Origin of the sequence: Bacillus sp. FSL R9-9497, from assembly GCF_038005805.1 — a bacterium.
In the GTDB taxonomy this organism is placed as follows: Bacteria; Bacillota; Bacilli; order Bacillales; family Bacillaceae_G; genus Bacillus_A; species Bacillus_A cereus.
On sequence record NZ_JBBOTY010000001.1, the window covers coordinates 4,342,205 to 4,355,720 of the forward strand.

The window sequence follows — 13,516 nt, forward strand, 5'->3', positions numbered from 1 at the left end:
TGCGAAGTGCTCTTAACGGATTCCAAAGAAGTTTTTCACCTTTGCAAATACCGATACCTTTTCTTGTTCAAATGCTTGTAATGGTACATTCTCACCTAACAAGCGTCTTGCAATATTACGATAAGCCAACGCTGCTTTTCCGCTTGGTTGCAACGCCACAGGTTCACCTGTATTTGTAGCTCGAATAACTTCATCGTCATCCTCGACAACACCAAGAAGCTCGATTGACAATGTACGTACAATTTCATCAACATCTAACATATCCTGTTCATGAAGCATATGACTACGCACACGATTAATAACAAGTTTCGGTGGTTCAATATCCTCTTTTTCTAAAAGCCCAATAATACGATCCGCATCGCGCATTGAGGATACTTCTGGAGTCGTAACAACGATTGCTTTATCCGCACCAGCTACCGCATTTTTAAATCCCTGCTCAATCCCCGCAGGACAATCGATTAATATGTAATCATAATCTTGACGTAATACTTGTATTAATTCATCCATTTGTTCAGGTGTTACCGCTGATTTATCACTCGTTTGTGCTGCAGGTAATAAATAAAGATCATCAAAACGTTTGTCTTTAATAAGAGCCTGAGGTAAACGGCAACGCCCTTCAACGACATCAACAAGATCAAATACAATACGATTTTCCAGCCCCATTACTACGTCTAAATTTCGAAGACCGATATCTGTGTCAATTAAGCACACTTTCTTTCCAGATAACGCTAGGGCCGTACCAATGTTCGCAGATGTAGTAGTTTTACCTACTCCGCCTTTTCCAGATGTAATTACTATTGCCTCTCCCACAGCTATACAATTCCCCTTTCTAACTTTGTTAAATTAGGTCTAAGATGAGTGAGAAGTTGCAGGCGATCGACAACAATGTGATTGTTCTCATTAATATACGCACATTCTGCCGCCTCCGCTCCGTCTTCTTTCTCTTCCGGAGCCCGCATTGCCAAATCACTAATTCGAAGTTGCATCGGGTTCATAACAGATGCAGCGATTACAGCATCCGAATCCCCATAATACCCAGCATGTGCAATTCCTCTTAATGATCCTACGACAAAAATATTCCCCCCAGCGATAACCGTTCCGCCTGGATTAACATCTCCAATTAACAACAAATTTCCTTTTACATGTAAAACTTGTCCAGAGCGAACAATTTTGGAAATAGGGACAATTTCTGTTTCTTCTTTCCAAGCTATTGCTTCTGCTTTAGTGATAACATCACTTTCAATTGAATCCACAACAAGATTCTTTTTATTACGAATTAACGTACGAATCTCTTCTTGTTGGACTTCTGTTAAATAACGATTTCCTACTTTCACATGCACTTCAATTAAAGAGCGTCCATCACCATCGTAGTAATGTGTAGAAAGTTTTTCGTCTAATTCCACCAATAATTCTGAGAATGAACAACAATCATCTAAATGAAGCGTTATCCCATCTTTTGTCCCTTTTATCGTTACATTTTGTTGCTTTTTTTCTTCCACTAAAGTTCACCCCACCGATTCAATTCGACATAAAATTAGAAAATCCTTTTTTCTTTTTCTTCCATCGCTTTTGAAAGACGCACTATATATCGTCTCAGTGGGAAACAAACTATCAATAAGAAAATAGCATTTAACAATAAAGTAGAAAGGAGACGATCTGTGAAAAAGACATACGCTGGCATATGAGTACGTCCTAATAAAGTTAAGAATCCATACACATAATACTCTAGTGCTACAACACTAGCTAATATGATAGAAACAACAATAAATAAATTCAATTGTAGTACTTTCATCACACTATATACTAAATAAGCTAAAATCGGATAAGCAAAAATATATATCCCGACAAGTTCTGTGTATACGGTATCAAATAAGAAGCCAAATAATAGTCCGTAATAAATCCCTTGGACCGGACTATAATACACTGTAATAAAACATAAGACGATTATAAAGAAATGCGGTGCTGCTATGCTGTCTTTCCAAAACACATCCGTTGGAACAACAGTAGCAAACATATTTTCAAATAGAAACACAAAAAGGAGCAAAAGAGGAAGAGCTGCTCTTTTTAATATCTTCATCATCTCTTCTTCTCCTCCTATTCTAATGGCGCTGAAGGTGTTGCACGTTTAGCAACCGTAATATGCTCTACGTCATTTAAATCAGCGGCAGGTTTTACATAAGCTGTTTTTGTTAAGCCATATGCATCCGGCTGAACTTCAACGATTTTTCCAATTACAAGACCTTTCGGGAAAATATCACCCAGTCCAGATGTTACAACTAGTTGATCTTTATCTACCGGTGCATCAGAGCCAATCTTTGTGAAAAGAAGTAATTGCTTTTCTTTGTCATAACCTTCAATCAATCCAAAGATTTTCTCTTGCCCTTGTACAATAGCAGAAACGCGATTTGTTCGGCTCATAGAACTTAGTAATTCTACTGATGATGTAAACTGAGATACACTTTTCACTCTTCCAACTAACCCTTGTGAAGTTACTACAGCCATATCTTTTTTAATTCCTTGCTGTGCCCCTTTATCAATTCCAATTAAATCGTACCATTTATCTGGATTACGAGAAACAACAGTAGCTGGAATTTCAGTATACCCGCTATTTAACTCTTTTTTACCCGTTAGCTCTTGTAGCTTCTTGTTATCATCTTCTAATTGTTTTACTTTCCCTGATAGACCTGCATAATTATCTAATTTTGCTTTTAATTCTTTATTCTCTTCATACGTGCGCTTTACATCCTCTACATTTTCGAAGAATCCAGCTACGTATTTCGCTGGCTTTTGGAATACACGTTCTACAACACCGACAGTATCTTTAACAAACTGCTCTGGCCATGTTAAACTGTTCCGTTCTTTCAATGAGATTCCAATCAATGCCACGAGAAGAATAATACTAACCAACAAAACAATTAATCTTTTGTTTAAGAAAAACTGTGGCACGTTCACACCCTCTTAATTTCACTGATTTTTATTTTGCAATATTATCGAGCAGCAGTTTTGAAAAGATCGATATTGTCTAATGCTTTACCTGTTCCAATTGCTACGCAATCTAATGGATCTTCTGCAACAAGAACTGGCATTTTCGTTTCTTCACTAATTACTTTATCTAAATTACGTAGTAATGCCCCGCCACCTGTTAATACGATACCGCGGTCCATAATATCAGCCGCTAATTCAGGTGGAGTTTTTTCTAACGTATTTTTAACTGATTCTACAATCGCATCTACTGTATCTTTTAATGCATCTGCAATTTCTTCTGGCTGAATTAGTACTGTTTTTGGTAAACCACTTACTAAATCACGACCGCGAATTTCCATAGGCTCGATACCTTCTGGCTCGCCTGCAGAACCAATTTCTAATTTTAATGCTTCAGCTGTTCTTTCACCGATCATTAAGTTATAGCTTTTCTTAATGTACTGAATGATTGAATCGTCCATATCATCACCAGCAACACGGACTGACTGGCTTGTTACAATACCACCTAGAGAAATAATTGCAACTTCTGTTGTACCACCACCGATATCAACAACCATACTACCAGTTGGTTCCCAAACAGGTAAGTTTGCACCAATTGCTGCTGCAAATGGCTCTTCGATAGGATAAGCATCACGAGCACCCGCTTGACGAGTCGCATCGATTACTGCACGTCTTTCTACAGCTGTAATACCAGATGGTACACATACCATTACATACGGCTTACGTGAGAAGAAACCGTTTGATTTTTGAGCTTGTTGAATGTAATATTTCATCATTGTTGCAGTTGTTTCGTAATCAGCAATTACACCGTCTTTCATCGGGCGAAGTGCCACAACGTTCCCTGGTGTACGACCAATCATTTGTTTTGCGTCGCTACCTACAGCAACGATTTGTTTCGTATCAGTTTGTAACGCCACTACTGAAGGTTCACGTAAAACTACACCTTTTCCTTTTACATATACAAGCGTGTTCGCAGTTCCTAAGTCTATTCCAAGATCGCGAGTAAATCCACCAAATCCAAACATATTATTTATCTTCCTTTCTTGTTTTCACGGACTCATTTTTTCTTAATTTATATTATAAAAACAGTACGTTTTTTATATCTTTATCCTTTTTGTAGATAAATTTCTACAAAAAACTCATAAATCACATTATAAAACAAAATAAGTAAAAAGCATAGTCTTAAATATGACCTTTTTCCTTTAAACTCACGAATTTATGGTCACCTATTATAATATGATCAAGCACTTCAATTCCGATAATCTGGCCGCATTCTACTAAGCGTTTGGTTACTTCAATATCTTCACGGCTCGGCGTGGGATCTCCTGAGGGATGGTTATGAAGACATATGATAGAGGCTGCTGCACGACGGAAGGCTTCTTTAAAAACTTCCCTCGGGTGTACAATTGACGTGTTTAAACTTCCAATAAAGATCGTTTGCCTATGTATAACTTGATTTTTTGTATTTAAATATAAACAAACAAAATGCTCTTGTTGTAAAAAACGCATTTCTTCCATCATGTATTTCGCACAATCTTCTGGACTTCGAATACTATATCTATTTTGATATTCTAAACGTACCATTCTTCTGCCTAGTTCAAAGGCTGCCATAAGTTGCGATGCCTTTGAAATCCCAATACCATGTATACTAATTAGCTCTTCTAATGTTGCATCTTTCAACATACGTAAGCCATCAAATTGGTGTAAAATTTTATCTGACAACTTTAAAACTGTTTCTTCTTTAGAACCTGTTCTGAGTAACACTGCGAGAAGCTCTCGATTTGATAAACTTCCAGCACCTTCTAACAATAAACGCTCCCGTGGCTGTTCTTCTCTTACAACATCACGAATACCGTTCATCTCTCCACCCCTTTATTTGTTCTCTCAAAGAAAACCCCATGCAATTTTACGCATGGGTTACATCAATATCAAATTGTTTTAATTCCCGAACGAGACGTGCAATTGGTAAGCCAACTACACTATAGTAGTCCCCTTGAATATTTTGAACGAAAATAGATCCTTTACCTTGAATCCCATAACTACCGGCTTTATCAAGAGGTTCTTTCGACGCGACGTATGTATCAATTTCCTCTTCTGTTAACTCCCAAAATGTAACTTCTGTACGCTCATAAAAAGTAACCGTTTTTTCTTTTGCTATAATCGCAACACCTGTATACACTTCATGTGTTTTCCCTGATAGTAATTGTAACATCTCTTTCGCCTCATCCTCATTAGAAGGCTTACCAAGAATACGCGACTCATATGTAACAATTGTATCTGCACCTAACACAATGTAATCACTATTATTTTCTGCCACCGCTGATGCTTTTTGCAAGGCAAGCGACATTACAATATCAGAAGGCGATGAATATGCACCAATTGTTTCCTCTACTTCACTTACAACGATTTCAAATGGCACACTAGCTAACTCAAGTAATTCCTTCCTCCGAGGTGATCCTGAAGCTAAAATTATTTTTCTCATATTTTCTCCTTCCTTTCTCACATGAAGCAGAACAATTTATATTAATCGTATCAAAGGAATAGTTTGCCCACAAATGAAAGAAATATTAATTTCTCTAACTAAAATAAAACTTCTTTATTGCATACGATTATATTCCCGTCATAGAGAAAGCACTTTGCTCTAAATTCAAAAGAAAAGAAAGAAGTACATGTACTTCTTTCTTACTCATTTTATTATCCTATCATTTCACTTTCTACGAAACAATTTTTTCATACGAGAGTAAACCATCAATAATAACTTGATTTAATTTCGCCAAAGATTCCTTATCCACCTTCCCATCTTTTACTGTTTGTACAGCTACCGACGTATACATATACAGTTTCTTTGCTTCTTCTCGTTTCATACTTTCCCCTTCTTTTTCAACCTTTTTCCATTCTTTTTCAATTGCTTCTATATCTTTTGGGCTGCTTTTTCCACCAACTTGTAAGCTAGAAGCATATTTTGCTAAATGAGTGTATAATGGCTGCACTTTTGTTAAAAATGTTCCTACTTCTTTATCATCTTTCAGCAATGCTTTATCTGTTATATCCCAGTTCTTTTTTAAAACGGAGACACCATCATTTTTATACTTAGTCATTAATTGATTTATAGACTGTTCATCGCTAGCAATACCAACAACTATTGCATACTTATCACCGCTCGGTCTCAAAGCACCAATGCCCCCATTGCCTTTCCATTCTTCAAGAGCTGCCTGTCCCTTTTCTTCAGAAGAATAAAGCCCCCCTTGAACAAAAAATAATTTCATCGGATCCAATGACGTTCCTGCCTGTGCTTTTTGTTTTTCTTCTTTCGGTGCTAGTGTTTGTTCTGCCGTTCCACCCACCTTTGATTCTCCATTTCCAGTCGGCCTTGAAGCTGTCACTTCACTTCCTCCTGTCGTTCCTTGTCCAGTAAGTAAATGAAGCATCCCCATTCCAAACGCCGTACCGATAATGATTGCAGTTGCAACGATTACAATTAATGTATTACTCCACTTCTTTCGGTATTTTTCCACAGACATTGATTTCGCTTTTTGAAACGGAACAACATTTTTCAGTCGTTCACTTTCTACTACCATCCATTCAAATTCATCTTTCTTTTTTTCCTCATACTTCGCTTCTGTTCCATTCACTTTCACTGAGATCGTTCGTGATTGCTTGTCCATACACTCACACCTCACCTCTTATCGTTGTCCGCATCATATCATATTCATTTCATAAAAAAACGAGATATTTGTCAGAGGAATTCGCCAAATAACCCTATATATTTATCTTATATGTATGCATTTGACTTCATTTGTAGAACAAAAAAACTAGATAGCAAAGACTATCTAGTTTTTCTCACGAATATATTTTCGTACTTCAGAAATGAAATAAAGAGAACCTGTTATGATAAAAACATCATTTTCTGCTATCCTTTCAACTTTTGTATCAATTGCCTCTTTCCAATTTTCAAAAACTAATTTTGATTCTTTCTGTGAATATGATGCAAGCTTGTCAGCAGAAATAGCACGATCAAAGGCGAATGTTGTAAAAATAATTTCATCTGCAATGGTTTCTAATTGGCCTACCATGTTATGTAATTGTTTATCACCAAGGGCAGTAAATAACACTATTACATTTTTATCTTTGTAATGTGCTTCTACTGTTTTCACAAGGCTTTCGATACCTTCTGGATTATGAGCACCATCTATAATAATATCCGGGTTACTTTGCAGCTTTTCAAAGCGCCCAATCCAATATGCTTCCCGTAATCCCGTTCTTATCTCATCTTCCTCAATTAAAAATGATAAATATGTTTTCACATACATTACTGCCATAAGTGCTAGCGCTGCATTTCCTACTTGATGAATGCCTTTCATTGAGATTTGCAAATCTTCAAATGCGGAAAAAGGACAAGTAAAATCAAACTGTTCCCCATCTTCGTTAGACTGTTTATGTAACGCTGTAAAATGCTTGCCAAGTTCGTATAAGTTTGCATGGTTTTCCTTTGCAACATTTTGAATGACTTGCAAAGCTTCTTCATCTTGTACACCAGTAATTACGGGCACGCCAGACTTAATAATCCCCGCCTTTTCATATGCAATTTCCCCTAGTGTATTTCCTAAAATATGCATATGATCGTGACCTATATTTGTAATAATCGTGAGAACAGGGTGTATAACATTGGTAGAATCAAAACGTCCACCAAGCCCTGTTTCAAATAAAACAACATCACAGAAATTGAATTTTCCGAAATAGCAAATCGCCATAACAGTAATAATTTCAAACTCTGTCGCTTCCCCTAAATCCGTTTCATCTAGTTTTTCCACGACTGGTTTTACCATCTTTACAAGTTCAGTAATCTCTTCGTCTGCAATTGGTGTTCCATTCACACTAATGCGTTCATTAAATGATTCGATGTAAGGAGAGGTAAACGTTCCTACCTTATATTTCGCGCCTTCTAACATGTAACGCATATATGTTAACGTTGAACCTTTTCCATTTGTACCAGCAAGATGAACACATTTTATATGACGCTCTGGATTTCCAAGTTCTTCTAACATCCATCTCATTCTTTCTAATCCTGGCTTAATTCCAAATTTCAATCGGCTATGGATCCACCCTATCGCTTCTTCGTATGTATGTATCACGTATGTTTTTCCCCTTTCAAAAGACAACTTTCATAGTTCTATTATACGCAAAGAAAAGAGACTCACCAATATAGTGAGTCTCTAAAAACATTTTTACTTTTCAAGATCTGCTAGACGTTGACGAACTGCTTCGCGTTTTTCTAGGTAATCTTGCTCTTTCGCACGCTCTCCTTCAATAACCGCTGCAGGAGCTTTCGCTACGAAACCTTGGTTAGAAAGTTTCTTCTGTACACGTTCTACTTCTTTATCGAACTTCTCAAGTTCTTTCTCAAGACGAGCTCTCTCTTCATCAAGATTGATAAGATCAGCTAACGGTAAGAATAACTCTGCACCTGATACGATTGCAGTCATTGCTTTTTCTGGCGCTTGTAAGTCCGTTTGAATTGTTAATTCGCTTGGGTTACAGAAACGCTCAATGTAAGAGCTGTTTTTCGTAAGTTGAGCAAGTACAGCCTCATCTTTTGCTTTAATTTGCATTTGAACTTTTTTGCTCATTGGCGTATTTACTTCTGCACGGATGTTACGAACAGAGCGAATGATATCAACTAGAAGGTGCATTTCTGCCGCAGCTTCCGTATCTTGTAAATCTTCGCGAACTGTTGGCCACGCAGCTACTGTAATAGACTCGCCTTCATGCGGTAAATGTTGCCAAATTTTCTCTGTTACGAATGGCATGAATGGGTGTAATAGACGCATTGTTTGATCTAATACGTAAGCTAAAATAGAACGAGTTGTTTTCTTAGCTGCTTCATCTTCACCGTATAGTGGAAGTTTCGCCATTTCAATATACCAATCACAGAAATCGTCCCAAATGAAGTTGTATAATGAACGACCAGCTTCACCGAACTCATATTTATCCATGTTACGTGTTACGCTTTCGATTGTTTCGTTTAAGCGAGTTAAGATCCACTTATCTGCTACTGATTTTTCACCAGTTAAATCGATTTCTTCATACTTCATATCATCCATGTTCATTAATACGAAACGTGATGCGTTCCAAATTTTATTAATGAAGTTCCAAGTAGATTCTACTTTTTCCATGCTGAAACGTAAATCTTGACCTGGTGCACTTCCTGTTGATAAGAAGAAACGCATTGCATCTGCACCGTACTTCTCGATAACATCCATTGGATCAATACCGTTACCAAGAGATTTACTCATTTTACGACCTTGCTCATCACGAACTAAACCGTGAATTAATACATCTTTAAATGGACGCTCTCCTGTAAACTCTAAACCTTGGAAAATCATACGAGATACCCAGAAGAAGATGATATCATAACCCGTTACTAGTGCATCTGTTGAATAGTAACGTTTGAAGTCTGCTGAATCTTCATTTGGCCAACCAAGTGTTGAAAATGGCCATAACGCTGAACTGAACCATGTATCAAGTACGTCATTATCTTGATTCCAGCTTTCAATATCTGCTGGTGCTTCTGTACCTACGTATACTTCACCAGTTTCTTTATGGTACCAAGCTGGAATACGGTGTCCCCACCATAATTGACGAGAAATACACCAGTCATGAATATTTTCCATCCAGCGTAAATATGTGTTTTCAAAACGCTCTGGTACGAACGTTACTTTTTCTTCTTCTTTTTGTTGAAGCGCTACTGCTTTTTCAGCAAGTGGAGCCATTTTTACGAACCATTGTGTTGATAAATAAGGCTCAACAACTGCACCGCTACGCTCACTATGACCTACTGAATGCATATGTGGCTCGATTTCTACTAATACGCCAGCTTCTTGTAAGTCTTTCACTAATTCTTTACGGCATTCGAAACGATCCATACCGTTATACTTACCAGCTTTTTCGTTCATTGTTCCATCTTCGTTCATTACTAAAATGCGTGGTAAGTCATGACGGTTACCTACTTCAAAGTCATTCGGGTCATGAGCTGGTGTAATTTTTACAACGCCCGTTCCGAAATCTTTTTCTACGTACTCATCAGCAATAATCGGAATCTCACGGCCTACGATTGGAAGTGTAACTGTTTTTCCGATTAAATGTTTGTAACGATCGTCTTCGGGATGAACTGCTACTGCTGTATCACCCAGCATCGTTTCTGGACGAGTTGTCGCAAGACGAATGTGACCAGAACCATCTGTTAACGGATAGTTCATATGGTAGAATGCACCTTGAACTTCTTTATGAATTACTTCAATATCAGAAAGAGCTGTGCGTGTTGCTGGATCCCAGTTGATGATATATTCACCACGGTAAATTAAGCCTTTTTCGTATAATTGAACGAATACTTTATTAACCGCATCTGATAAACCTTTGTCTAATGTGAAGCGTTCACGAGAATAGTCTAGTCCTAAACCAACTTTTCCCCATTGTTGACGAATGTGAGAAGCGTATTCTTCTTTCCACTCCCAAGCTTTTTCAAGGAATTTTTCACGGCCAAGATCGTAACGTGAAATACCTTCTTCACGAAGTTTTCCTTCTACTTTTGCTTGTGTTGCAATACCAGCATGGTCCATTCCTGGAAGCCATAGCACATCGTATCCTTGCATACGCTTCGTACGAGTTAAAATATCTTGAAGAGTTGTATCCCAAGCATGACCTAAGTGTAACTTACCAGTTACGTTCGGAGGTGGAATTACAATTGTATATGGTTGTTTCTTCTCGTCTCCTGTTGCTTCAAAATATTTGCCTTCAAGCCACCATTGATAAAGGCCTTCTTCAACGGACATATGATCATATTTAGTTGGTAAATTCTTTTCCGTGTTTGACATTATTTTCCCTCCTTAAAATAAAAAATGTCCCTCATCCAAAAAGGACGAGGGACATCGCGGTACCACCTTTATTTACAAACAAATTCATAATTTGCTTATACTCTTAATTTGATAACGGACAAATCCGTCTTTTCCTAATAAGAACTATTCCGTTCAGAAAAGATGCTCCAGGGCTACCTTCTAACATAACTATCTAGAGAATCTCCCAGCTAATGATTCTCCTCTCTGAAGACGTTTCATGTTATACTCTTCCCCTTCAAGGCATTTATATGATTGTTAATTATTATATACAATAGTGTAAAAAACGAAACCTTATTCGTCAAGACAAATTTAAAACTACAGCTTTTCGTGCCAAAAAAAGAAGATAAGTAGAATCCTCTACTTATCTTCTTTCCCCCGCTATTTGCGGGCAGTAAGACCTCCACCTTAAAACTCAGCTGAAGCAAAGAAGTTAGATGGGAGCCCTGGTGCCCGTAAACGCCCAATTGGTGAAGGCTAATCATCAGCGGGGAATGCCTTTACTTTATCCGTTCCCTTGCTGGGCAGCTTGTAATTGTGACAGGAAATATTCTATATTGCTAACGAGCCAATGCGATTGTTGCAAACTCTTTACTCCGCGCAGTTCATTTTCCTCGTTGCGATTATCTCTTCTTTTCTTATAGGACTGGATTTGCCGAATAAATTGCGATGGATACGTCATATACGCAAACATAAGTAGTTGCTCTTCTTTCGTAAAAGGGAAATTTTTTTGATACATTTGAAACCATTCAAACCGATCACTTCTTGCGATTGGATATGTGTTTAAAGACCGTGAATAAAAACCTACTATATCTTGCACAGGCGTTGCAAACTTCGATTTTTCTAAACTAATAAAATAGCCATTCCGCTCATAGTCAAATAAAAAATGATTAAGTGACACATTACCATGCACAAAAGTAATACGCGTTTTCTCTTTTTCTTTCATCGCATCGTTCCACTCATTTAATTGCTTCGTTGCAAATTCACGCGCTCTCATTACATGATGATAGTACGTACAATATTGCAATTCAAACGGGGACATATACCATTTTGATTCAGATTCTACGAGAAACTCTTCTAACATCTCACCATCATTTTCCCAACGATCGGATATACTTGTATAATGTTTTTCTAAATCTTCTTCCGTATACGTTTCTTCCTTCACAGTTTTTTGATGCAACGTTCCAAGTGTCTGAAACATTTTATGGTATTGATCATTGTCCTCACCGTTTCCTTCTGCACGTTCTAACCAAGGCATTAAATAATAATTATACGTCCCGTCACTTAAAATATAACTTCCATCCGTCGCATGATATATAGGTACATAATTTGAAAAACCTTTCTCCTTCAAATATTGAATATGATGCAGAAAGTTATTCCGCTCTAACTTTCTGCCTTCTATTTTCTTGAGTGCATATGGACCTTGATTCGTATAAATTTTCATTACATTTCCGTGCTCTTCCATATGCTGCGTATCCAATCTATATTGCCTCACGATAGGTTCATAGTGATTTCGCAACTCAATATCCATACGAATAACCCTTTCTATTCAAAACATAGCCTCTAAGAAAGGAAGTGAGTGAAAACACTCACTTCCTTATTTCGTCTTTACCCTTGAAACGGGAATATAAATAATTTGCCCCGTATTTAAAAATATATCTTCTGTTTGATTAACACGGTATAAATTTTGTACAGACGTTTCATAACGGTCTGCAATAGATTCAATTGTATCTCCTTCTTGCACGAAATACATTCTTAACTTTGTAAATTCTTCTTCCGGTTCTTTCGTAAATAGTTTTGTTAAATAAAGCGCATTTTCATCTCGCTGTGAGTACTCTTCTTCTTGTTCTTCCTGCTTTTTCGCTTTTTCTTTCTTGAAATCTTTTCGTCCGAACAGTTCAAATTGCGGCGTTGTTTCTTGCTCCTCTTCACGTTCCACAAATTCATGTTCTTCTATTTTCTCTTCTTCTAATTCCTGCTCTTTTCTTTCCTCTAATTGGAACGGTTCAAATGCGTAATCTTCCCACTCATCTGATTCCTTATATGCCGGTTCTTCTACATGCGGCGCCGGTCTATTTTCATCCTCTTGCGCTGAATCTTCTTCTAACTCAGCATACACCGTTTCTTCCTCTTCAACTTCATCCTCGCCTCTCTCTTCATCACACAAACCGGTAATAGATATATCCGCTAATAATTGTAAGCAACCATTTTCCTTTAATTCATAATCAAATTCCTCGATTGATACATATAGCTCTTCAATTACTTTCACTCGATTTCTCGGAATTGATATTTCAAGTGGAAAGGAATGAACAAGTTCATTAACCCCATCTTCTCTTGTTTCTACATAATCAATTGACTTTGCTGGCGATAGTTCTCTTAATGAATACGCCGAATCATCTTTTCGTGCAACATACTCTCCCGTTAAATCTAATTGTCCTCTCACGATTACTTCATGATCAAGCTCTTCTATCTCAACGTCTGGATCTAACGAAATTGACAAAAGTTCTTCGACTTCCTGTCCTTTTTGGAACCACACAGATTCTTTTAATGAAAATCGTAATGAATGATCTGCAGCCACTTCTTTTCCCCCTCCCAAACTATATGTCATTACAGATTTATGTGCGGAAAGCTTACTTTATGAATAA

At 37.4% G+C, this 13,516-nt stretch carries 12 protein-coding genes and 1 other annotated feature; all 12 genes read right to left on the minus strand.

Annotated features, from left to right (window positions below; translation table 11 throughout):
- Positions 1-12: 12 nt before the first annotated feature.
- The 12 genes from minD to spoVID all read right to left on the minus strand — a co-directional run bounded on the left by minD (position 13) and on the right by spoVID (position 13,479).
- The gene (gene minD / locus MKY21_RS22380) at positions 13-810 is read right to left on the minus strand and encodes a septum site-determining protein MinD (RefSeq protein ID WP_000503309.1); all 798 of its coding nucleotides are present in this window, start codon (positions 808-810) and stop codon (positions 13-15) included.
- Between the two features lie 2 nt (positions 811-812).
- Positions 813-1,499, minus strand: coding sequence for a septum site-determining protein MinC (gene minC, locus MKY21_RS22385; protein ID WP_341077391.1), 687 nt, complete (start codon positions 1,497-1,499; stop codon positions 813-815).
- A 35-nt stretch (positions 1,500-1,534) separates the two neighbouring features.
- Complete coding sequence (mreD, locus tag MKY21_RS22390) at positions 1,535-2,080, minus strand: rod shape-determining protein MreD (RefSeq protein WP_000975766.1); 546 nt, start codon at positions 2,078-2,080, stop codon at positions 1,535-1,537.
- Between the two features lie 14 nt (positions 2,081-2,094).
- Positions 2,095-2,946, minus strand: coding sequence for a rod shape-determining protein MreC (gene mreC / locus MKY21_RS22395; RefSeq protein WP_001135486.1), 852 nt, complete (start codon positions 2,944-2,946; stop codon positions 2,095-2,097).
- Positions 2,947-2,987: 41 nt separating this feature from the next.
- Positions 2,988-4,007, minus strand: coding sequence for a cell shape-determining protein MreB (gene mreB, locus MKY21_RS22400; protein ID WP_000466736.1), 1,020 nt, complete (start codon positions 4,005-4,007; stop codon positions 2,988-2,990).
- Positions 4,008-4,164: 157 nt separating this feature from the next.
- Positions 4,165-4,842, minus strand: coding sequence for a DNA repair protein RadC (gene radC / locus MKY21_RS22405; RefSeq protein ID WP_001013391.1), 678 nt, complete (start codon positions 4,840-4,842; stop codon positions 4,165-4,167).
- 46 nt (positions 4,843-4,888) lie between these two features.
- Positions 4,889-5,464: a Maf family protein gene (locus MKY21_RS22410; RefSeq protein ID WP_001226294.1), complete on the minus strand. Its 576-nt coding sequence runs from the start codon at positions 5,462-5,464 to the stop codon at positions 4,889-4,891.
- 232 nt (positions 5,465-5,696) lie between these two features.
- Positions 5,697-6,647: a stage II sporulation protein B gene (locus MKY21_RS22415; RefSeq protein WP_341077394.1), complete on the minus strand. Its 951-nt coding sequence runs from the start codon at positions 6,645-6,647 to the stop codon at positions 5,697-5,699.
- A 165-nt stretch (positions 6,648-6,812) separates the two neighbouring features.
- Positions 6,813-8,114, minus strand: a complete 1,302-nt coding sequence (locus MKY21_RS22420; protein ID WP_000582066.1) for a bifunctional folylpolyglutamate synthase/dihydrofolate synthase — start codon at positions 8,112-8,114, stop codon at positions 6,813-6,815.
- A gap of 93 nt (positions 8,115-8,207) precedes the next feature.
- On the minus strand, positions 8,208-10,853 hold the full coding sequence (locus MKY21_RS22425; RefSeq protein ID WP_267377596.1) for a valine--tRNA ligase: 2,646 nt from the start codon (positions 10,851-10,853) through the stop codon (positions 8,208-8,210).
- Between the two features lie 37 nt (positions 10,854-10,890).
- Positions 10,891-11,122: a binding site (T-box leader), on the minus strand.
- A 254-nt stretch (positions 11,123-11,376) separates the two neighbouring features.
- Positions 11,377-12,402, minus strand: coding sequence for a spore coat protein YsxE (gene ysxE, locus MKY21_RS22430; protein ID WP_000350658.1), 1,026 nt, complete (start codon positions 12,400-12,402; stop codon positions 11,377-11,379).
- A 66-nt stretch (positions 12,403-12,468) separates the two neighbouring features.
- Positions 12,469-13,479, minus strand: coding sequence for a stage VI sporulation protein D (gene spoVID / locus MKY21_RS22435; protein WP_128267123.1), 1,011 nt, complete (start codon positions 13,477-13,479; stop codon positions 12,469-12,471).
- Between the last annotated feature and the right edge of the window lie 37 nt (positions 13,480-13,516).

Excerpts from the sequence above, each read along its gene's own strand:
- MKY21_RS22410 (WP_001226294.1), bottom strand. The coding sequence starts at position 5,464 with ATGAGAAAAATAATTTTAGCTTCAGGATCACCTCGGAGGAAGGAATTA.
- mreD (WP_000975766.1), bottom strand. The coding sequence starts at position 2,080 with ATGATGAAGATATTAAAAAGAGCAGCTCTTCCTCTTTTGCTCCTTTTT.
- MKY21_RS22415 (WP_341077394.1), bottom strand. The coding sequence starts at position 6,647 with ATGGACAAGCAATCACGAACGATCTCAGTGAAAGTGAATGGAACAGAA.
- radC (WP_001013391.1), bottom strand. The coding sequence starts at position 4,842 with ATGAACGGTATTCGTGATGTTGTAAGAGAAGAACAGCCACGGGAGCGT.
- ysxE (WP_000350658.1), bottom strand. The coding sequence starts at position 12,402 with ATGGATATTGAGTTGCGAAATCACTATGAACCTATCGTGAGGCAATAT.
- MKY21_RS22425 (WP_267377596.1), bottom strand. The coding sequence starts at position 10,853 with ATGTCAAACACGGAAAAGAATTTACCAACTAAATATGATCATATGTCC.
- spoVID (WP_128267123.1), bottom strand. The coding sequence starts at position 13,479 with ATGACATATAGTTTGGGAGGGGGAAAAGAAGTGGCTGCAGATCATTCA.
- mreB (WP_000466736.1), bottom strand. The coding sequence starts at position 4,007 with ATGTTTGGATTTGGTGGATTTACTCGCGATCTTGGAATAGACTTAGGA.